Consider the following 21,974-nt stretch of genomic DNA (forward strand, 5'->3'; position numbering starts at 1 on the left):
GGCAGGCTTGCCACTACTCCGTCAGTCGGGCATAGGCGCGGTAACGATCCCGAATGTGGCGCACATAACTCACCGGCTCATGGCCGCGCACAAAACCAAATCGGGCCTTCTGGTAATAGCGCGGTTGGGTGAGCAACAGCATGGCTTTTTCCACATGGCCAAACCACTGGTCCGGATCCCACCCCTGCTGGTCCGCCAAGCGGCGGGCGTCGCGCACATGTCCCACGCCGGCATTGTAAGCCGCCAGGGAAAACCACATCTGCTCGTCCACCGGTAGCCGCTCCGGGAACCGGTAGCGCAGCCAGTCCATGTATTTGACGCCGGCATGCACACTGACTTCCGGATCATCCAGGGGAGACAGCCCCAACTCATTGCCGGTACGGGGCATGACCTGCATCAGGCCCTTGGCGCCCACCCAGGACACGGCCGCCGGATCAAACCGACTCTCCTGATACATCTGCGCCAGGATCAGGCGCCAGTCAAAGCCATACTGCTCCGCGTAGGACCGGGCCAGTTCATCCCAGGGTGAAAGCGCCCCCGTTTCCGACACATCCACCCGTCCGGCCCGCTGCTCACGGATGCGGGCGTCGTCCTCGAAGTAACGTTTGTACAGAATGTTGTAATGCAGCCCACGGTATTCCTTTTTCCAGAACGCATTCACCGCCGCCAGCAACTCCGGATTCTCCGGGCGCACCGCCCAGCCCTGGTTGGTGGGGTCACCCAGGGGCAACAGACCCTGAATATCATCCCGCCAGGTCAGCTCCGACTGCAGAATATGGCTGTCGGCGATGGTCAGGTCATAGGTGCCATCGGCCACGCGCGCCAGAATATCCTCCGTTTCCATGGTGGAAGAGACCGGCGCGAGGGTCACATCCACCCCCCGCTCCCGGATTGACTCGGCTGTTGACCAATAGCTGCTGGATCGGCGCAGGTGCAGGGTACGGCCCGCCAGTTGTTTGAGCGAGTCAATGGCCGGCTCGTCCGCGCGTCCGACGAGCGTCTCGGTGGCGTAGTGGTAGGGACGGGAAAAGGCCACCCGATCCGCGCGCTCGTCCGTGCGCGTCATGAAGGCGGCAATCATATCCCCACGCCCCTCGTTGAGCATCGGGATCATCGCCTCGTCACTGTCGGCCACGACCATCTGCAGACGCACGCCCAGGCTGTCAGCAAAGCGCTTGGCCAGTTCGTACTCAAAACCGACCAACTCTCCCCGGTACAGATAGTAAGTAGCGCCGTTGTTCCGGGTAATCACCCGCAACACCTTGCGTTCCTTGATGCCCGCCAGATCGTCCGTATGCGCCCGGATATCGGTGCGTGTCAGGCGTTCGCGGGTCAGAAAGCGATTGAGTTCTTCAAGCAACGCGGTATTGGAGGGGCGAATCGCCCAGGCCAGCGGGCGTCGCTCCCCCAGGGTGAGCTGCACCTGTACATCGTCCCGGTAAGTACGGACCACGTCCATGACATTACTGTCCTGCAGCGCAAAATCGTACTCGCCCGCCACCAGGCCATCGAGCACCTCGTCACTGGTCATGGTCGAGGGCAGCGGCACTATTTCGATGTCCGGGTCGATATCCGGCACCTCGGCAAAATAGGTATCGGCCAACTCCCAGAAACTGGTATCGCGCATGACCCCGACCCGCCGGCCACTCAGGTCCGCGACCCCCTCGGGGGCGGGCTCTCCGCTGCGTCCCACCAGAACTTCCCGAGTCTGATCAACCCCCAGGGTAAAACCCACCTGCTCGGCCCGCTCGGGGGTCACCGTGAGGTTGGCCGCCACCATATCGCCCCGACCGGCCAACAGCTGCGCCAACAGGTCTCCGTACTCGGGAACCGAAATCACCACAGGCTCCAGCCCCTGTTCCCGGGCGAACCGCTTGGCCATCTCCCGCTCCACATCCAGCGGATAGCCGGCCCGCGGCAAATACTCATCCGCGGCCCGATGCACCAGAATCCGGAATTGCCCCCGGGATTTCAGCGCGTCGAGATCNCCNGTCTCGACATANCCGANCTGGGGTATCGGGCACCTTTTCGCCCGCCGGGGAANTGNCACTCTCGGANCCGTCCTGACTGCANCCNGCGATGGACAGNCACATCAGTGACAANCNCCACAGAAATGCGCGCATAGTGATCCTCTCAATCCGGTAGNGGGATTATTTGCTACAGTCTACTGTCTGAGCTTTCAGATTGCACAATCAGCACCNTCGGGCAGCACCATCGGGAACGCCCTGTCAGGGGCACAGCGGATAACATCGGAGTGAAAGGATCAAGCATGGATACTCAAGGGCAACGCCGGCGGGCGGCCAGACTCATCTCCCCTCTTATTTNTGGCCTTGGCCTGTTGGCGCTCACCGGCTGCCAGCCCGGCGGGCTGNGCGAAGACCAAACCCTGAGCGAACAGGANACCGCCGCGCTGCTGCAATCGCTACCGCCACTGCCGGCCGCTTCCGGGCCCGCAAAAACCGATACCACGGCCGATACNCCCNCCCCACCGACCGGACCGACCGCCGAGCCCGCNTTCCCCAGGCCGNACGACCTGACACCGGACGAGAACCCTTCANCTCCGCNNNTGGTNCGCTATGCGCCGGAGGGTGANNTCGAGCGGGCCGCATTGGTCAGCCTCACGTTTTCCGAACCCATGGTGCCGCTCACCCGCCTGGAGCAGACGCTGGAAAAAGNCATTCCCNTTACCCTGACCCCCGAGGTTGAGGGGCAGTGGCGCTGGCTGGATACCCAAAGCCTGGTCTTCGAGCCCACCGGTGATGCCTTGCCCATGGCCACGGACTACACCGTGACCCTTGAGGAGGGTTTTACCTCNGCCGCNGGNGTCCCCCTGGCCACCACCGCNCAGTGGCAATTTNCCACNGCNCCGCTGGCGGTCACCNACTTTTACCCCGGCGACAACGCCGTCACTNGCAAGCAACCCGTTCTGGTCCTGATCTTCAANCAGGCCATCGACAAAAACCAATTGCTTGAGCATGTGAGCCTGAAAGATAAGCAACACACNCACGCACTGAAACGGGNCGACCCGGATACCCTGGCGCAGGACGAATACAAGGCATTGATTGACGACNTGCCGGCCGAACAGTGGCTGGCCCTGACACCCTCCGAACCACTCCCCTGGAATCAGACGTTTTCACTGACCTTGGCGCAAGGCACTCCGGCCANGGCCGGCAACCGGCTGACCAAAGCCGACCAAGCNTTTTCCTTTCGCACCGCCGGCCCATTGCGGATCGAGCGTAANGACTGTGCCGAGCGCNAGTGCACACCCGATGAAGGGGTTTCGTTACAATTCAGCCATCGTCTTTCCGANGACTGGGACAAATCCCGGCTTGAGGTATCCCCCGACGTGGACGGGCTGGAGATTTCTCACTACGGCACNTATATCCAATTGCGCGGCTCTTTTCAGCCGGAGACCGANTACACACTGACACTACCCNCTGGCACGACAGACGAGTTTGGTCGGGCGCTGGAAGAAGACCTGGTCACGAAGGTCACTATCGCCTCCTACCCTCCGATGTTCACCCTGCCCGGTCAAGATTTGATTACCCTGCCCGGGGCCTTTGCCACGCTGCCCATCGTCAGCCGGAATATCCAGACACTGNACATTGAAGTCCGCCNGGTCACACCNGACGACTGGTCCGANTTCCAGCGCTACCGCCTGAACTACCGTCGAGCAGTTGATAAGGAAAAGCCGGAGAAGCCCGGCACNTTACTGGAAAACCACACCCTGACNNTNNATGCCGAAGCGAACACAATGACGGTCACACGCCTTTCGCTGGATNCGTGGTTGAACGAGGAGGGCTTTGGCCACCTGTTGGTNTTTGCGTCGTCNCCTGAAATGGACAACAAAGACAATNGCCGATACCGCTATAACCAGGCCCAATNTGGNCAATGGCTGCAAGTCACCAATCTTGNAGTAAGCACCTACGCGGAACGCGATCGGGTCACCGCNTGGGTNACCGACCTGACCACGGGCACGCCCANTGCGGATGCGCGGGTACACGTCGGAGCGATCAGCGCATCAACCGATGACAATGGACTGGCTTCNTTGCCGTTATCGGACAGAGAAGANCATTCGTCGTTGATGGTTGAGAGCCAGTCCGATCAGGCTCTGTTTNNNGNANACAGNCTNNNGCTCGCNTTNCCGGGNCGAANANAACTATTATCGCTACCCGACNTTCACCTTCACCGACCGCCAACTCTATCAACCCGGCGAAACCGTCCACCTGAAAGGCCTTATCCGCGAGCGCGGNTTCGGCGTCGAGGGCGACCTNCACTACCCCNAGGATCTGACCCANCTGGAGTGGACGGCCTACGATGGTCAACGCAATGAACTCGACCAGGGGCGGCTANCCTTGANCGAGTCCGGCGCTTTTGACCTCTCTCTACCGCTGCCCAGCAGNGCCGCGTCCGGTTCGGCNGNNATTGAACTNCGCCTNTTCCGNGGNNANAANGNNNTNNANNANTNTTNNGGNGGNCACAGNTTNCNCATNGANACCTTCCGCCGCCCCGAATACAAGGTCGACCTGAATTTCAGCGCCGAACGCCCTATCGCACAAGCGCCCTTACAGGCCACGGCCCGGGCGAGCTACTATGCCGGTGGCCCACTGCCCAACGCTCCGGTGGANTGGCAACTGACCCTGAATACGGCTCGCTATGCNCCGCNGGGNTGGTCCGATTACCATTTTGGTCGCGTCCCCCCAATGTGGGGGCACGGCTTTTGGCCCCAACCCGAGGAAGCCCGNTGGCAGCANCAGGCNTCGGGGCAAACCAATACCNAAGGNGAACANCGGTTGAGCATTGCCCCCAACAAGGCATTGGATTTTTCCGATCTGTTGTTTCCCCATACACTGGATGTGACCACGACCGTTACCGACGTCAATCGNCAACAGTGGAGCACCAACNACACTTTNNTNNTGCACCCGNGCNANCNCTACGTNGGGNTGCGNACCGANNANCGCTTCGCGCATANCGAAGACACCATCANCGTTCAGTGGGTGACGGTCGATATCGACGGCAACGCCGTGACCACGGATGCGCCCGACATCGAGGTGGAACGCCTGGCCTGGGAAGACGGCAACTGGCAGACACAGGACACCNTCAACTGCACGCCGTCAGATAAAAAACAGACCTGTGAATTCAGCCCCGCCGACAGCGGGCAGTATCGGATTTCCGCCACGGTGACGGACACCGAAGGCCGTCAAAGCCGCTCACAGATTCACCTTTGGGTNGCCGGCCCNATNAACGACATNGGGCCCACCTATGANGAGCAACCNCGCGTCCAANTGATNCCNGANCAGGATGANTACGCCNCGGGNGATACCGCCNNNGTTCANATACAGACNCCCTTNACCNAGGCGCACACNCTGGTGACCGTGCAGCGNCAGGGGCTGGTCGANGTGGACTATCACTANCTGGAGGACGGTACCCATACGCTGGAAGTACCCATCAANGACAACTACCTGCCCCAGTTGGTGGTCACCGCCGAAGCGATTGGCGGAACACCTGCCGAGGGCCAATCATTGCCCCAGATNGCGGTCGGAGAATTGACNCTGCCGGTCAGNAACACTCACCGNCAACTGAGCGTCGAGGTCACCCCGAGTGCGGAAGCCTTTAAACCCGGCGACCCGNTTGAGGTGTCCACCCGGGTAACCGGCCCGCAGGGCGCGCCCGCGGCGGACGCNGAAGTNACGNTNTATGCNGTTGATCAGGCGGTANTGGATATGGCGGGCTACACCCTGCCCGANCCNCTNNCTGAAATGTATNGCGCNGNCATNNANGGNGTNNTNGAATACCGNTCGCGNGCNGAGATNCCNCTNGTNCCANAAGACGCNAACGACGGTNTNGTCGAAGAAGTCATGGTNTCGGNAGTNCNCGNNATANNNATGTCGATGGCNNTNGNNCGCGGCCCCNNCGAAAGCNCNAANCCNNCNGTCACACTGCGCCANAACTTCAGTGCCCTGGCCACCTTTGAATCCACGGTTACCCTGGATTCAAAAGGCGAGGCAAANGTCTCCTTCACGCTACCGGACAACCTCACCCGCTATCGCATAATGGCGGTGGNCCACACCGAGCAGCAGTTCGGTGCNGGGGNTGCCCNGATNGACGTTGGCTTGCCCCTGATGGTCCGCCCTTCCCTGCCGCGCTTTCTGAACCTGGGCGACCGGGCCGAATTGCCCGTCGTGGTACAGAACACCACCGACCAGGCCATGACCGTTGAGCTCGCGCTGCGGGCCAGCAACCTGACACTGAGCGGCGCCCCCGGACGACGGCTGACCATTCCCGCCAACGACCGGCGCGAGGTCCGCTTCANTGCTGAACCGATTCAGGTGGGTGAAGCCCGCGTGCAGGTGATCGTCCGNTCCGGCGAGCGACNGGANGCGGCCGANGTCGCCGTTCCNGTTCAACGCCCNGCNACCGACGAAGCCTTTGCNCAATACGGCAGCCTGACCGNGGGCAANAANTTNCTACANNTCNNCNTCCCCGANANCGTCTATCCGGATTTTGGCGGCCTGAGCCTGACTACCAGCAGCACCCAGTTCCAATCCCTGCAGGACGCCTTCCTGTACCTGTACGACTACCCCTACGGCTGTGCCGAACAACTGGCCTCNCGCCTGATGGCCATTGCCAGCCTGAATGAATTACTGGGCACATTCAATGCGGAAGGCTTACCGGNTGAGGNNGCCATACAACAAAGTGTTGGCGACCTTCTGGGCCGATTGGAAGAGCTGCAGAATCNCGATGGCGGCTGGGGNTTCTGGNTGCGCAATGAGACGTCTCAGGCGTATCTCTCAGTCCACGTCACNCACGCCCTGTTGCGAGCCCGTGAGGCGGGCTACGAGGTTCCNGCCAGGGTTCTGGAGTCGGCGCTGAGCTATACCCGCTCCGTCGCCCAGCAACTCCCCAAATNCATGGCGGAAAAACCCGGNAATAGCGTGCTTGCCTACAGCATCTATGTGCAGGCCCTGGCGGGTGACNCAGTNGCCTCCGCTGCCATCGATCATTTCCGGCAGACGGAGAGCGAGCTGAGCCTTGAAGCCATGGGCTGGTTATTGAGCGCCACGGCCAACGAGCCGAGTGCGGAGCCGCTGCACGAAAACATCCTGCGCCGCCTGACCAATCAATTGCGAGAAACTGCGGCCACCGCCTCTTTTGTGGAAGACTATGCCGGTGGCGGGCACTGGGTGCTGCACGGCAGTCGACGCACCGACGCGGTGGTTCTGGACGCACTGCTAAGCGCCCGCCCNGACAGTGACCTGATCGAAAAACTCGCGCGCGGGTTGGTCAACCACCGCCGCAATGGCCACTGGGGCAACACTCAGGAAAACGTCTTCGTCCTGCTCGCCCTGAAACACTACTTCCNGGCCCGGGAAGCCGAAGTGCCCGACCTGACCGCTCNGGCCTGGCTGGGTGACCGCTACCTCGGTGAGCAATCCTTTCAGGGCCGGGGCGGCAAGCCCACCCGCACCGGGGTTTCAATGAGTGAACTGCAAAGCGGNGAACCCACAACCACTCTGGCACTACAACACGAGGGACAAGGTCGTCTCTACTACCGANTCGGAATGGAATACNCCCCGGCGGATTTACAACTGGATGCCGCCCGACACGGGTTTCAGGTGGCGCGCCATTATGAAGCCGTCAATGATCCTGACGATGTCACACAGGCCGACGACGGCACCTGGCACATCAAAGCCGGCGCCGCCGTGCGTGTGACGCTCACCCTCACAGTTCCCGCCCGGCGCCACCACGTCGCCCTTACCGACCGCCTGCCGGCGGGCTTCGAAGCACTCAATCCCGCCCTGGAAACCAGTGCGCCGATCCGGGAGAACGAACGAGGAATCATGGGCAGCCGAATCCNACCCGGGCACTGGTACAACCACCAGCAACTGCGCGACGACCGCGCCGAAGCCTTCAGCACCCAACTGGAACCCGGCGTGTATCACTACGAATACACCGCGCTGGCCACCACGCCCGGTGAGTTCGTGGTACCACCGGCCAAAGCCGAAGAGATGTACCAACCGGAAACTTTCGGCCGCTCNGCNACNGAAANCGTCCGGGTNGTCGAAACNCCNTGATGGCCCGCAGAGCCCGTAGGTCGGATTAGCGCCCAGCGCGTAATCCGACAATCGCTGCCCCGCCTCCGACACACACGGAACCTGTTCTACCGGGATGTCGGATTACGCTTCGCTAATCCGACCTACTCGATTAGCTCATAGGCCTTTTCCAGGAACTGCGGGTACAGCTCCTCGCGCTCATACATATTTCGGTAAAAGAGCGCGATCATGTTCTTTTCCGGGTCGATAATATAGGCCGTACCCAAAAGTCCGCCCCAGGCGTAAGCGGAGTCGGATACCGCCGGTACCGGCTCCTTTTCATCGTTATACAGCTCAAAACCCAAGCCAAACTCAAACGGTCGGCTCGCCAGCGGCAGGCGATTTACCGTGGTCATCAGCTCCACGGTTTCCGGCTCAAGAATCCGCTGGCCGTTAAACTCGCCCTTGTTCAACAGCATCTGGCAGAACTTGGCGTAATCCTCGATCGGGCCATTCAGGCCAATGGCGCCCTCCGCATAGGTCTGCTGTTCGGTGACAGCACCCTTGATATACAACTCCGTACCCGGCACCAACTCACCGTCGATTGCACGGTAAGGTTTGACGAAGCGATCAAAATCTTCCGGTGCATGAAACCAGTCGGTATCGTCCATACCCAATGGGTCCAGCACGTTTTCCTTCACGTAGTCACGCAGCGGCTGCCCGGAAATCCGCTCAATCAGGTAACCCAGCATGTTGGTGCTCAGGTGATAGTGCCACTCCGCGCCGGGATCAAAGCCCAACGGGTACTCCGCCAATGCGAGCATTTCCTCTTCCAGATACTCTGCGCTGAAATCCCCACCGGAGGTATGCTGACCGATGGGTACGAAATCAGGCTCCTTTCCGCCAAAACCGAGAAACCCCATGGGCTCCCCACTGTGCTGCTTACGGAGCTCCCCCGCCAGATGGGCATCGAAACCCGCCGTATGCGCCATCAGATGCACAAAAGTCATCGGCGTCTCAACCGGGCGTGTCTCATAGCGACCGTCGTCGTGAAGCTCGGTAATGACCTGATCCGGAATACCCGGAAAATACTTAGAGACAGGATCATGGATATCCACCAGTCCCTTCTCCACCAGCGTCATAAACGCGACGGTCGTCACCGCCTTGGTCTGGGAGAAAAGCGCGTAGTAGTCATCCACACTGGCCGGCACGCCCGCCTCCATGTCCCTCCAGCCAAAGGCCTCGGAATACAGTACCTTCCCGTCCCGGGCGACGAACGCCGCCACACTGTTGGTTTTCTTCTCCTCCACAAAGGATTTCAGCAGCGCATCAATCTCTGCCGCCTTGGCCGGATCAGCGCCCACCCGAGCAATGTCCGAAGGGTACTCGAAGCCCTTTGAGGTCTCCGTGGTGGTACAGCCTGCCGCCAGCAACACCGGAACCAGCATCGCCCATCCAATCGTCATTATTTTTTTCATCCGTCGCTCCACTCTCTGTGTTAGACATAGGTCGTTTATGGTACCGTCATTATACGGTATACATCATACAAATCGTCACCCACGCTCAGCCACAGACAGGTTCTTACCATGAGCAACCACGACGACCACCTTATTGTTTACTACGACGGCGCCTGCCCCCGCTGCGTGGCCGACCGCCAGCGCTATGAGCGCCTGGCGGGTAGCGCCGGCGAAGCCGTCCAATGGGTCGATATAACCGGCCGCGATGACGAACTGAAACAGCGTGGAATAGACCCCGACAGGGCCCTGCGCGAACTGCATGTGCAAGATGGCGAGGGGCAGATACACCGGGAGCTGGATGCCTACATCCTGCTGATGCGAAAAACCCGTCTGTTGCGACCCGTAGCGTGGCTGATCGGCCTTCCCGGCATTCGCGGGTTATTATCCCGCAGCTATCACGCCTGGGTGGACCGTCGCTTGAGGAAAAGTGGTCGAGGCTAGCTTGCGGTTGGAAGCAACCCATTTCTCACCGACCAACCTCGACCCTTGTTATCAGTGAATTTCCGACCAACCTTCAACGGTTACACCGTTGTAGCAATCGTCGTCACCAAACGCAGTATCGGGAGTGACCAAGCCACCCCGCTTTATGTTCTTTATTGAATAAATGGCTCGCCATCCACAAGCACCTGTGGCGGCGGACAAATGGACAAACTCGACTTTGTCACCTTGCTCACTCATATACACGACGCCTCTGGCAAGATCGCCGGATTCTGTGGCCTCCGAACCTTCAGGTGGCTGCAGGATCAGTTTCTTAAACGTTGCGGCTTGAACATCAACGACGAACAGGTGAAACGCATCCTGATAGGCGCCGAACTCACAGGTCAGGCTTAGTAACCTCAAGCGCTCCTCAAGAGTAATCCAATGCTTTCGACGGGGCTCACTGCCCTGATTCTCGGTCTTGCAATCGGTAATGTCTAAAGATTTCAGCCAATCGCTATGGGTGTAAGATTCCCACCCCTCTGGCAGCGGCTGCACGAGGTCCTTCCTGTTACCCTCCTGCTGTTTCTTCGCATCGACAGTATCGGGATCACTTTCGGCTTCGGCCGAAGCCTCGCTGGTGTCGGCGCAAGCCGGAACAGACAGAGCCAACCAAAAAAGACCGAGGAGTCCAAGACTACGCATAGTGTGCAAACCTGTTGTTGGGCATCAATCGGAACAGTTTCTGTGCAGAGGAAGCAAAGAGCAGGTCCTCAAAATCCCTGGCATCCCGCGCGATTTCTTCAGCATGATCATTGCCATTGATGATTCAACTGCGAATGAATCAGTTGATTGAGTAAGTAGTCCGATTTCAACGACGTCCCAGGCTTCGATGGGTAGCTCGATTGATATTTATGAGCGTATCGGGATTTACCATACCCACCACAGATTTTTGATAAAGGGATATTTGACGCCCTGTGGCGGGACCATAGATCCCATCCGGCAGCAATGGTTCTTTACCCTGATACAAGTGCTTTGTGCCATTCAGCAAACGCTGGATAAGAAGCACATCAAGAGGAAGGTTAGCGCCGCCATTTCCGACGCTACGCTGTAAAGAGGAGAGATTTACCCTGTTAAACTGACTCGCGTAAGACACCTTACACCTCCTGTTTCCGTGGTCTCTTAAAATTCACTACAGAAAACCAGATCATCCCATAATCGGTTTCCTCGTCACGCAATTATAACGAGTTTAATACCGGTTTTTAGCCGAGTAGCCGGACTTTTGTCACAAAATCAGATAGTGCTGTTTAGGAACATCGATTGGTTGCGGCGGATGCGCGCTGTGCGCTTATCCGCCCTACGGGAAAAGCGCGACAGCACAAAGAAGACCAGAAACGAAAAAGCCCCTGATTCCTTTTGGGAATCAAGGGCTTAAACGATGGTATTTGGTCGGAACGGCAGGATTTGAACCTGCGACCCCCACACCCCCAGTGTGGTGCGCTACCAAACTGCGCTACGCTCCGATTTTGGCTGGCTGTGAGCGGTGCCGTTGGGGCTGTCCGTCACAGGGATGGGCATGATACCGCAAAATCGTGATTTTGCAAGTGCCTGATTTAGCGGGTTTTCAGCACTTCCAGGACTTCTTCCAGCTCGGCGATCATCTGGCCGACGAGTTGGCTGAACTGGCTGGCGTCCTGCTGGGCCGTCTCCCCTTCCATCTGCTGGCGGGCGCCGCCGATGGTGAAGCCCTGATCGTACAGCAGGGCCCGAATCTGGCGGATGGTGAGCACATCCTGGCGCTGATAGTACCGGCGGTTACCCCGACGCTTGACCGGCTTGAGCTGGGGGAATTCCTGCTCCCAGTAGCGCAGTACATGGGGTTTCACGGCGCAAAGCTCGCTGACCTCACCAATGGTGAAGTAGCGCTTGCCCGGAATGACCGGCAATTCGTCGTTATGGCTTGGTTCCAGCATAGGCTTCTACTTTGGCCTTGAGTTTTTGTCCTGGTCTGAAGGTGACCACCCGGCGGGCGCTGATGGGGATTTCTTCCCCGGTTTTCGGGTTGCGCCCCGGGCGCTGGCTTTTATCTCGCAGGTCAAAGTTACCAAATCCGGACAGTTTTACCTGTTCGTTGCTTTCCAGTGACCGCCGGATTTCCTCAAAAAACAGCTCCACGAGCTCTTTGGCCTCACGCTTGTTGAGGCCAAGCTCGTCGTAGAGTTTTTCGGCTAGATCGGCTTTTGTGAGAGCCCCGCCCGACATAGTTCTTATCCCTATCTGAGGGTGGCACCAAACTCCTCTTTCAAGCGTTCCACTACCCGCTCGACCGAGGCGTTGATCTCTTCCTCGTTAAGAGTGCGCGAAGCGTCCTGAAAGGTCAAGCCCAGAGCGACACTTTTTCTATGCGGATCAATACCTTTGCCCACATACACGTCAAAGACCTTTAAGTCTCGCAGTTGCTCACCGGCGTGGCTTTTGACGCAATCGAACAGGCTTTGGGCCGCCACGCCCCGGTCGACCAGCAGCGCCAGGTCCCGACGGACACTGGGGAAGCGGGACAGCGGCTCAAAGGCCGGCTTGCGGGCGGACTTGAGCGCCGACAGGGCCAGCTCGAACACAAATACCGCTCCAGGGATGTCCAGACCACGCTGGAGCTGCGGATGCAGGGTACCGATCACGCCCACCTGGGTCTCGCCCCGGTAAATGGCGGCGGACTGGCCCGGGTGCAGGGCCGGGTGGGCACCGGGCGCCATGCGGAACTCGTCACCGGCACCAGTGAGTGCCAGCACTGCTTCCAGGTCACCTTTGAGGTCGTAGAAGTCCACGGGCTCTTNGGCGTTGGCCCAGCCCTCGGGCTGACGACTGCCATAGATCAGGCCGGCCAGCATGGGCTCCTGACGCAGCTTACCGTCTGCACCGGGGACAAACCGCTGCCCGCTCTCAAACAGTCGCACACGCTCCTGCTGGCGGTTCAGGTTGTGCTGAAGAGTGGACACCAACCCGGGCAACAGGGTCGGGCGCATGACCGCCATATCAGCGCTGATGGGATTGCGTAGGGCGACGGGCTCGATATCCGGCGCAAACTGCCGGGACAGTTTGGGCTCAATGAAGCTGTAGGTGATCGTCTCCTGATAATCCCGCGCCACCAGTTCCCGGCGAATACGCTCCAGGGACAGGCGCCCTTCCGGACGGGCCGGAACGCTCATGGCCGCNGCCAGACTGCGGGTCGGCAGGCGGTTGTAGCCGTAAATTCGGGCCAGCTCTTCGAGCAAGTCCGCCTCGATGGCCAGATCGAATCGGTAGCTGGGCACCGCAAAGGTCCAGCCGGCATCGGTCTGTTCGGTCAGGGTCAGCCCCAGACCGGTCAGGATAGCTTCCACGTCTTCATCCGGCAATTCCAAACCCAGACCACTGGTCACGCGCTCGCGACGCAGACTGACGGTGCGATCGCCCGGCAGGTGGTACTCATCCCAGGCCTTGACCAGCGGGCCGGGCTCACCACCCACCACACTCAGCAGCAGCTCGGTGGCACGTTCCATGGCCTGTTCTTGCAGCTGGTAGTCCACACCGCGCTCAAAGCGGTGGGAAGAATCGGTATGCAGACCATAGCTGCGGGCTTTACCGGCGATGGCGACAGGATTGAAAAAGGCGCTTTCCAGGAAAATGTCCCGGGTTTCGGGGCCGACCGCGCTATCGCGACCGCCCATGATGCCCGCCATGGCCAGGGGTTTGTCCTGGTCGGCGATCACCAGAGTGCCCTCGGTCAGGGTCACTTCCTGATCGTCCAGCAGGACAAGTTTTTCACCCGCCTCGGCCAGGCGTACGTCGATACCGCCGCTGAGCTTGGCGAGGTCGAACGCATGCATGGGCTGGCCCAGCTCCAGCAGCACGTAGTTGGTGACATCCACCACCGCATCGACGCTGCGCAGACCGGCNCGGCGCAGCTTCTCCTGCAGCCACAGGGGGCTGGGGCGACTGATATCAATGTTCCGGACCACGCGACCGACATAGCGGCTGCAGCCTTCCGGCGCGCTGAGGGTCACCGGCCGGGTCTCGTCGTTGACCGGTTTGACCGGAACGATCTCGGGCTCATTGACCGACAGGCGATTGAGAACGCCCACTTCCCGGGCAATGCCCTTGATGCTCAGGCAGTCGCTGCGGTTCGGAGTCAGATCGACTTCGATGATCTGGTCGTTCAGGCCCAGATACTCGCGCAGGTCGGTGCCGGTGGGCGCATCGACGGGCAGCTCCCACAGGCCGTCGTCATCATCGCCGGCTTCCAGCTCGGTCTGGGCGCAGAGCATGCCAAAGGACTCTACACCGCGCAGCTTGGCTTTCTTGATTTTGAAGTCGCCGGGGAGCTTGGCGCCGACGGTCGCGAACGGCACCTTGATGCCTTCACGGGCGTTGGGCGCACCGCACACCACNTGNCGGAGTTCATCGCCCTCGCCCGCCACTTTACACACGCGCAACTTGTCCGCGTCCGGGTGCTGTTCGACCGAGACGATTTCGCCAACCACCACGCCGGTGAATTCGCCCGCAACCGGGTCAACAGCATCCACTTCCAGGCCCGCCATGGTGATCTGAGCGGCCAGTTCATCGGTGGTGATGGCCGGGTTTACCCACTCCCGCAACCAGGATTCACTTACTTTCATAATCGGACTCTTAAAACTGTTTCAGGAAACGCAGGTCGTTTTCGAAGAACAGGCGCAGATCGTTCACGCCGTAGCGGAGCATCGCCATGCGCTCCACCCCGAGCCCAAAGGCGAAGCCACTGTAGACTTCGGGATCGACGCCAGAGGCGCTGAGAACGTTGGGGTGCACCATGCCGCAGCCCATGATTTCAATCCAGCCGGACTGCTTGCACACCCGACACCCCTTGCCGCCGCAATGGGTACAACCGATGTCCACTTCTGCCGAGGGCTCGGTAAACGGGAAATAAGACGGACGAAAGCGCACGGGCACATCGGCCTCGAAAAACGACTTCAGGAATTCGTCCACTGTGCCTTTCAGGTCGGCAAAGCTGATGCCCTTGTCCACCACCAGGCCTTCAATCTGATGGAACATGGGGGTATGGGTCAGATCCGAGTCACAGCGGTATACCCGTCCCGGGCAGATGATGCGAATGGGCGGCTTCTGGTTTTCCATGGTGCGCACCTGCACGGGTGAAGTATGGGTGCGCAGCACGTGGGTATCGTCCACGTAAAAGGTGTCGTGCATCGCCCGCGCGGGGTGATGGGACGGAATATTCAGGGCTTCGAAGTTGTGATAGTCATCTTCGATTTCCGGGCCCTCTTCCACGGTGTAACCCACCGCGGCAAAAATGGCTTCGATGCGCTCAAGCGTGCGAGTGACCGGGTGCAGGCCACCGGTCTGGTTGGCGCGGCCCGGCAGGGTCACATCCAGGGTCTCGGCGGCGAGCTGAGCATCGATGGCCGCTTTTTCCAACGCCGCCTTGCGCTCGTTCAGCGCGTCCTGAACCTGATTCTTGGCTTCGTTGATTTTCGCCCCGGCCGCAGGCCGCTCTTCAGCGGACAGCTTACCCAGGCTTTTCATCTGGGCACTGATACTGCCTTTCTTGCCCAGATACTCGACCCGGACCTTGTCCAGGCTGGCCAGGTCATCGGCGTCTTGTACCTGCTTGAGCGCCGCTTCGGTCAGCGCATTGAGATTTTCCATCAGTCAAAACCCAAATTCTTTGGTTTATTCAATAAAAAAGGGGAACTGAAACCAGTCCCCCCTCTTATCGCGCTCATTCAGACACGTTACCGTGTCAGACGTTGTTGACGATTAAGCAGCCAGAGCTGATTTAGCCTGTGCAACAACGACGGCAAACGCCGCTTTGTCGTGAACGGCCAGATCGGCCAGTACGCGACGGTCGAGAACGATGTTGGCTTTCTTCAAGCCGGCGATCAATTTGCTGTAAGTCAGACCTTCAGCGCGGGACTGGGCGTTGATACGCGCGATCCACAGCTGACGGAAGTTACGCTTCTTGTTGCGACGGTCGCGATAAGCGTACTGACCGGCCTTGATAACCGCTTGTTTGGCTACGCGGAATACCCGTGAACGGGCTCCATAATAACCTTTTGCAGCCTTAAGAACTTTCTTGTGACGACGGCGTGCTTCCACACCACGTTTTACTCGAGCCATTATTTACTCCTCAAAAAATTTCCGGTTGCAACCGATCAGTTGGAACGCAACATGCGCTTGACGGCCGGGACATCAGCTGCATTCAGCATGCTGGTGCCACGCAGCTGACGCTTGCGCTTGGTGGTCATTTTGGTGAGGATGTGGCTTTTGAAAGCGTGCTTGTGCTTAAAACCAGCCGCGGTCTTCTTGAAGCGCTTGGCGGCGCCACTGTGTACTTTAGCTTTTGTTGCCATGGGATAAAAACTCCGCATTCATAGGTAAATAAACAGTAACTCAGGCAGCTAAAAAGCCCAGCTACTTCTTCTTTTTCGGGGCGATCACCATGGTGAGCTGCCGGCCTTCCATCTTCGGCTTCTGCTCGACGGTGCCCAGCTCAATCAGGTCCTGTTCGATGCGATGCATGACATCCATCCCCAGTTCCTGGTGAGCCATTTCCCGGCCGCGGAACCGTAAGGTTACCTTGGCCTTGTCCCCGTTCTCCAGGAAACGCACGAGGTTGCGTAGTTTGACCTCGTAGTCCCCTTCCTCCGTCCCTGGACGGAATTTCATTTCTTTGATCTGCTGCTGCTTCTGCTTCTTCTTGGCAGCCGCCTTGGTCTTCTTGATTTCAAACAGGTGCTTCCCGTAATCCATCACCTTACAGACGATGGGGTCGCTATCGGGCGATATTTCCACCAGATCCAGGTCCGCGGATTGTGCCGCCTCGAGCGCGTCGGCCAAGGGTACAACACCGATTTGGTCGCCATTGGGGCCGATCAGGCGCACCTCACTGGCTTCAATTTGATCGTTAATCCGAGCTTTTTTGGACTTGCCTTTAGGCGCTGGTCGTTTGATAGCTGTTATCTCCTGTTTGTTGAAAATCTGAGCTGGCCCGTCCGTCTGCAACGAGCGGGCCTGAGCCCTGCCGTTACTGGGACTGACTCCGTCCGCGCTGGGCCACATCGGCCGCCAGGCGTTCGGCGAAGTCTTCCACGCTCATTACCCCCAGGTCTTCGCCCCCGCGCGTGCGCACGGCGAGAGCCCCGGATTCCATCTCCTTGTCGCCGATCACGAGCAAATAGGGAATCCGCTGAAGGGTGTGCTCGCGGATTTTAAAGCCGATCTTCTCGTTTCTCAAGTCCGAAATGACCCTAAACCCTTTATCTCGCAAGGTTTTTTCCACTTTTTGGGCATATTCGGCCTGATTGTCGGTAATATTCATCACCACCGCCTGCTCTGGCGCCAGCCAGGCGGGGAAAATTCCCTCGTAATGTTCGATCAGAATCCCGATAAAACGCTCAAAAGACCCCAAAATGGCCCGGTGGAGCATGACCGGCACCTGACGGGAGCCATCTTCGGCCACATATTGGGCGTCCAGACGGCCCGGCATGGAGAAATCCACCTGAATGGTACCCAGCTGCCAGACCCGGCCAATGCAGTCTTTCAGGGAGAATTCGATCTTGGGTCCGTAGAAGGCGCCCTCCCCCGGCAACTCTTCCCAATCCAGCCCCTTCGCGTTCAGGGCCTCGGCCAGAGCCTGCTCGGCCTTGTCCCAGCTCTCGTCACTGCCAACCCGCTCTTCCGGGCGGGTGGACAGGCGGTAGATGATCTCGTCAAAGCCGAAATCCCGATAAACCTCGTGCAGGAAGTCGATAAAATCCGACACTTCCGGCTGAATCTGATTCTCGGTGCAGAAAATGTGGGCATCGTCCTGGGTAAAACCGCGCACCCGCATGATGCCGTGCAGGGAGCCGGAGGGCTCATTGCGGTGACAGGAGCCGAATTCCGCCAGGCGCAAGGGCAGATCACGGTAGCTTTTCAGGCCCTGATTGAACACCTGCACATGGCAGGGGCAGTTCATGGGCTTGACGGCGAAATCCCGATCTTCGGACTTGAGGGTGAACATGCCATCCCCAAACTTGTCCGCGTGGCCGGATTTCTGCCACAGGGTCATGTCCACCACCTGCGGGGTGCGGATTTCCTGGTAGTCATGGCGATGCTGCATGTCGCGCATGTAGTTTTCCAGGGTCTTGTAGATGGTCCAGCCCTTGGGGTGCCAGAACACCATGCCCGGCGCCTCTTCCTGGGTGTGGAACAGGTTGTGCTTTTTGGCCAGCTTGCGGTGGTCGCGCTTTTCCGCCTCTTCCAGGCGCTGGATATAGGCCTTGAGCGCCTTTTTGTCGTTCCAGGCGGTACCGTAGATGCGCTGCAGCTGCTTGTTGCTGGAGTCGCCCCGCCAGTAGGCACCGGACACCCGCATCAGCTTGAAGTAGCGCATCACGCGGGTGTTAGGCACGTGAGGGCCGCGGCACATGTCGACGTATTCTTCGTGGTGATACAGACCGACCGCCTTTTCACCGGCGGCGATCAGGTCATCGACCAGCTCGACTTTGAAATCTTCTCCCCGGTCGGCGAACACTTCACGGGCCCGCTCGATCGGTGTCATCTCTTTGATGACGTCGTAATCTTTCTTGATCAGNTCCTGAACGCGCTTCTCGATGGCCTCCATCTCCTNGGTGGTAATGGGGTGCGGCGCGTCGATGTCGTAATAGAAGCCGTCTTCAATCACCGGACCGATGGCCATTTTGGCCTCCGGGATCAGTTGTTTGACGGCGTGACCCACCAGGTGGGCGAAGGAGTGNCGAATGACTTCGAGCCCTTCCGGGTCGCGGCCGGTGATCAGGGTAATCTCGGCGTCGTCCTCGATCAGCTCGCAGGCGTCAACCAGCTTGCCGTTGATACGGCCGCACACGGTGGCCTTGGCCAGGCCGGGGCCGATATCTTCAGCCACTTGCATCAAAGTGACCGGCTGGGAAAATTCGCGTTTNGAACCGTCGGGCAGTGTAATGACAGGCATGGTGTATCCTTGATGTCAGTGGTGACCCCTACCAAAGGCCACGTGCGTTTTGACTCCGGCGCGGCAGGCCGGAACGGCGTAAACCCGCCATTATAGAGAGGTAGTAAGCGGCATGGCAAATTACTGGTTGTTTAANTCGGAACCGGATGAGTACGGTATTGAGGATTTGCGCAAGGAGCGGGACGGTGTGGGCCGCTGGAACGGGATTCGCAATTATCAGGCGCGCAATTTTCTGCGNGATGAGGTGGCNGTCGGTGANGGNGTNTTGATNTANCACAGTCAGTGCAAGGTGCCGGGTGTGGCGGGCACGGCCANGGTGGTGAAGGCGGCNTATCCGGANCCGGCGCAGTTTGATTCGGCGAGTGATTATTTTGATCCNAAGGCGACGAGGGAGACTCCGCGCTGGTTTTGTGTGGATATTCAGTTTGANTCGGCGTTTGATGAGGTGGTGCCNTTGAAGGNGATCAAGCAGCAGGAGCCGTTGGGTGANATGGTGCTGTTAAAGCAGGGCCGCNTGTCGATTCAGCCNGTNACNNCGNANGANTGGNANTACATTCTGANNATGGCTTCNTGATNNNTGGTGGTTACTGTGNGAGTCCGGNNCGTCNNGNGGTNNNNCNNTCNGAGNCCCGCCGTNAANNCATCCNTGNNGGCTTCTCNTCGGCATCCNTGCCTCNGAGAGTCTCCTAAGGCCAGACCTCATAACGGACCTCCGTGCCAGATTCACCTCAGGTCGCGTAGGGCGGATAAGCGCGAAGCGCGCATCCGCCGTTACCAAAGCGTTGAGGTGACTCCAGGAAGTTATTGTGGAAGCATCACGGGTATTTACCGCGGATGCGGCTTTCGCCTCCGATGCGTCGGACCGATCCGCCCTACGCCACCTTCATCACGACAAATTTATTCCGTGGGCACAACCTCAAACGACGCCGCTTTACGCTCGGCGGCCGAGCCCGGCTGACCCAAGGCCAATTCACCGCCGCTCACCATCAGGTAATGCGCCTGATTCTCCAGCGACCGGAAGGAAGCGCCCTCTCCCGCCAGACCGCTCACCCGCTCAAAGGTCGCCGCGCGAGCGAATCCGTCGGTACCGTCGTGCTCAACAATGGCGACATCGCCGTCTTGCGCCACCAGGTAGTAGCCCATACGGGTTTCCGGCTGAAAGGAGACGGTGTTGCCGCCCTGCCCTACCAGGGGTTCGACATGCCATTTGTACTGCCAATGGTCGTCGGCATTGAGTTCGGCCAGGGTGGCTTCATCGCCGTCGCCGTAGCGCACGTATTCATCGGTATTTGCATGACTCTGCAGCGCCTGAGCGGCGTGGGTAATGCCGGAGGCGGTGGGGGTCAGTTTCTTGATGGTGCCATCGGCGTTGTACTCCAGGAATTCCATGGAGACGGAGCGGCGGAAGTTGCCGCCGGTGGGCAGTGCGGAGGTGTGGTAGATGAAGTAGTCTTCACCCTCGTATTCCAGAATCGCCTGGTGGCTGGTGCCGCTGTCTTCGAGCACGTCCATCAGCAGGCCTTTGTATTCCCAGGGGCCTTCCGGGCTGTCGCTCATGGCGTAGGCCAGCTCTTCGGGGTAGTTCATGGCGTAGGTCAGGTAGTATTTGCCATCTTTCTCGTGCACCCAAGGCGCTTCGGTGAAGGTGCCGGGCATGTCGAACTCGACTTTGTGGACCTCGCCGTCGAACTCGATCATGTTGTCTTTGAGTTTGGCGTAGTAGAGGTGGGAGTTACCCCAGTACAGATAGGCCTGGCCGTCGTGATCAATGAACACGCTCGGGTCGATGTCGTCCCAGCTGTGGCTGTGTTCGATCATGTGAGGAGCCGGCTCGGTGTCGTTGGGGTCAATCAGCGGTTTGCCCAGGGCATCTTTCCAGCCGGTGACCGGATCGTCGGACACCGCTACCCCCAGGGTATAGCCGCCCTGCCAATCGCCTTCTTCGGGCACTGGCATACGCACCGTGGTGTACCAATAGAACTTACCGTCGCGCTCAACCGCCTGCGCAGCCCAGGCGGAATCGCCATCGGCCCACTCGAAAATGGTGCGCGGCACCTCGCCCTCGAGGGTCCAGTTTTCCAGGTCGGTTGAGGAGTAAATGTTCCACTCCTTGAGGACAAAGAAATCCCCGTCCACTGTGGCCTCGTCGTGACCCACATACAGGTAGACCTTGCCGTCGTGGACCAGGGCGGCCGGATCCGCGCTGAAGCGTTCGGTGATGATGGGGTTGTCCGCCTGAACGCCCGCCGCACCGGCGAGCCCCATCAGGGTGGCGCCCAGAGTGCGCTTGAAAGATGTCGACATGGTGTTCTCCTGCTTGCCATTGTTATGAAATCATTGGTATTCTAAATATCATAATACAATTTAAGCAAAAGAATCTAGATGCAAGACGCTACTCATAAGGCCGGGCTGGGGTGGGGTAGACCTTTAAAGACACGCCGTGAACCCATGATGTGCATGGATACACGAATGCCGCGATGGCATGGATGCCAGAGAGCGGCCCCTGGGGGCTCGGATCGCGGGTCCCCCGCTCTACGGTCTTTAAAGGTCTACCCCACCCCAGCCCTCCGTGCCACAATCTCGTTTAGCTCGATACCATATGTCGGGTGCGCTCCAGGTCCTGCTCGTCGTTGTCTACGAACTTGAACTGATTCCAGGCCAGTCGGATCTTGTCGTTATGGTGGAGCCGCAATCGCTGCGCCACTCGTTGGTCATTCACGAAAGTGCCATTAGTACTCCCCAGATCCTCCAGGTAATACTCCCGAAACTGCGGGAAATCCGGATTGGGCTTCACGCTCATGCGGGCGTGACGACCGCTGACCGCGTTATCGTCAATCAGCACGTCACACTCGGGGTGACGCCCCAGCGTCAATTCACCACCCACAAGTTCAAACTTGTGAACCGCGACATCGTCTACGAGTTGAATCAACCAAGCCATTATTGGGTACCTTTTTAATGAGTACTTTGGAAGAGGTTGGTGCGTTTTACCGCTTAGTTAATGACCTTTGGTACCGAGGGCCG

Annotated in this window: 16 protein-coding genes, 1 tRNA gene and 2 pseudogenes; 4 read left to right on the forward strand and 15 right to left on the reverse strand. The window is 59.1% G+C overall.

Annotated features, from left to right (window positions below; genetic code table 11):
• Positions 1–13: 13 nt before the first annotated feature.
• On the reverse strand, positions 14–1,945 hold the full coding sequence (locus CMG77_RS02985) for an MltF family protein (RefSeq protein ID WP_286903587.1): 1,932 nt from the start codon (positions 1,943–1,945) through the stop codon (positions 14–16).
• A 324-nt stretch (positions 1,946–2,269) separates the two neighbouring features.
• On the opposite strand from CMG77_RS02985, the pseudogene CMG77_RS15735 reads away from it, so the two are divergent.
• Positions 2,270–2,851 (forward strand): annotated as a pseudogene (locus CMG77_RS15735) (Ig-like domain-containing domain); the annotation flags it as partial.
• 1,237 nt (positions 2,852–4,088) lie between these two features.
• Positions 4,089–8,075, forward strand: a pseudogene (locus CMG77_RS15740) (alpha-2-macroglobulin family protein).
• Between the two features lie 122 nt (positions 8,076–8,197).
• On the opposite strand, the gene CMG77_RS02995 reads toward CMG77_RS15740, so the two are convergent.
• A complete protein-coding gene (locus CMG77_RS02995; protein ID WP_286807214.1) occupies positions 8,198–9,499 on the reverse strand; it encodes a serine hydrolase domain-containing protein in 1,302 nt (433 codons plus the stop codon).
• Between the two features lie 120 nt (positions 9,500–9,619).
• Between CMG77_RS02995 and CMG77_RS03000 the strand changes: the two genes are divergently transcribed.
• Positions 9,620–9,991 (forward strand): thiol-disulfide oxidoreductase DCC family protein, encoded by a 372-nt coding sequence (locus CMG77_RS03000; RefSeq protein WP_286807213.1) that lies wholly within the window; start codon positions 9,620–9,622, stop codon positions 9,989–9,991.
• Between the two features lie 51 nt (positions 9,992–10,042).
• Here CMG77_RS03000 and CMG77_RS03005 read toward each other — a convergent pair whose 3' ends face one another.
• The 11 genes from CMG77_RS03005 to thrS form a co-directional block, all read right to left on the reverse strand.
• Positions 10,043–10,672 (reverse strand): hypothetical protein, encoded by a 630-nt coding sequence (locus CMG77_RS03005; RefSeq protein ID WP_286807212.1) that lies wholly within the window; start codon positions 10,670–10,672, stop codon positions 10,043–10,045.
• A 166-nt stretch (positions 10,673–10,838) separates the two neighbouring features.
• Complete coding sequence (locus CMG77_RS03010) at positions 10,839–11,123, reverse strand: peptidoglycan-binding domain-containing protein (protein ID WP_286807210.1); 285 nt, start codon at positions 11,121–11,123, stop codon at positions 10,839–10,841.
• Positions 11,124–11,413: 290 nt separating this feature from the next.
• Positions 11,414–11,490, reverse strand: a tRNA-Pro gene (locus CMG77_RS03015).
• Positions 11,491–11,580: 90 nt separating this feature from the next.
• Positions 11,581–11,940 (reverse strand): MerR family transcriptional regulator, encoded by a 360-nt coding sequence (locus CMG77_RS03020; protein WP_024459888.1) that lies wholly within the window; start codon positions 11,938–11,940, stop codon positions 11,581–11,583.
• On the reverse strand, positions 11,921–12,229 hold the full coding sequence (gene ihfA, locus CMG77_RS03025) for an integration host factor subunit alpha (RefSeq protein ID WP_024459887.1): 309 nt from the start codon (positions 12,227–12,229) through the stop codon (positions 11,921–11,923). Before ihfA ends, CMG77_RS03020 begins: the two co-directional genes overlap by 20 nt.
• Positions 12,230–12,240: 11 nt before the next feature.
• Complete coding sequence (gene pheT, locus CMG77_RS03030) at positions 12,241–14,622, reverse strand: phenylalanine--tRNA ligase subunit beta (protein WP_286903588.1); 2,382 nt, start codon at positions 14,620–14,622, stop codon at positions 12,241–12,243.
• A 10-nt stretch (positions 14,623–14,632) separates the two neighbouring features.
• Positions 14,633–15,646 (reverse strand): phenylalanine--tRNA ligase subunit alpha, encoded by a 1,014-nt coding sequence (gene pheS / locus CMG77_RS03035; RefSeq protein ID WP_024459885.1) that lies wholly within the window; start codon positions 15,644–15,646, stop codon positions 14,633–14,635.
• A 111-nt stretch (positions 15,647–15,757) separates the two neighbouring features.
• Positions 15,758–16,117 carry a 50S ribosomal protein L20 gene (gene rplT, locus CMG77_RS03040; protein ID WP_024459884.1) on the reverse strand — a complete coding sequence of 120 codons (360 nt, stop codon included), beginning with the start codon at positions 16,115–16,117 and terminating at the stop codon, positions 15,758–15,760.
• A gap of 35 nt (positions 16,118–16,152) precedes the next feature.
• Positions 16,153–16,350, reverse strand: coding sequence for a 50S ribosomal protein L35 (rpmI, locus tag CMG77_RS03045; protein ID WP_024459883.1), 198 nt, complete (start codon positions 16,348–16,350; stop codon positions 16,153–16,155).
• A gap of 61 nt (positions 16,351–16,411) precedes the next feature.
• The gene (gene infC, locus CMG77_RS03050; RefSeq protein WP_425462016.1) at positions 16,412–17,002 is read right to left on the reverse strand and encodes a translation initiation factor IF-3; all 591 of its coding nucleotides are present in this window, start codon (positions 17,000–17,002) and stop codon (positions 16,412–16,414) included.
• A 22-nt stretch (positions 17,003–17,024) separates the two neighbouring features.
• Positions 17,025–18,953, reverse strand: coding sequence for a threonine--tRNA ligase (gene thrS / locus CMG77_RS03055; protein ID WP_286903589.1), 1,929 nt, complete (start codon positions 18,951–18,953; stop codon positions 17,025–17,027).
• A gap of 112 nt (positions 18,954–19,065) precedes the next feature.
• On the opposite strand from thrS, the gene CMG77_RS03060 reads away from it, so the two are divergent.
• Positions 19,066–19,527, forward strand: a complete 462-nt coding sequence (locus CMG77_RS03060; protein WP_286903590.1) for an EVE domain-containing protein — start codon at positions 19,066–19,068, stop codon at positions 19,525–19,527.
• 323 nt (positions 19,528–19,850) lie between these two features.
• Here CMG77_RS03060 and CMG77_RS03065 read toward each other — a convergent pair whose 3' ends face one another.
• Positions 19,851–21,257, reverse strand: coding sequence for a family 43 glycosylhydrolase (locus CMG77_RS03065; RefSeq protein WP_286903591.1), 1,407 nt, complete (start codon positions 21,255–21,257; stop codon positions 19,851–19,853).
• Positions 21,258–21,537: 280 nt separating this feature from the next.
• On the reverse strand, positions 21,538–21,891 hold the full coding sequence (locus CMG77_RS03070) for an FHA domain-containing protein (RefSeq protein WP_286903592.1): 354 nt from the start codon (positions 21,889–21,891) through the stop codon (positions 21,538–21,540).
• Positions 21,892–21,974: the final 83 nt, after the last annotated feature.

The organism is Marinimicrobium sp. (assembly GCF_002695945.1).
Taxonomy (GTDB): Bacteria; Pseudomonadota; Gammaproteobacteria; order Pseudomonadales; family Cellvibrionaceae; genus Marinimicrobium; species Marinimicrobium koreense.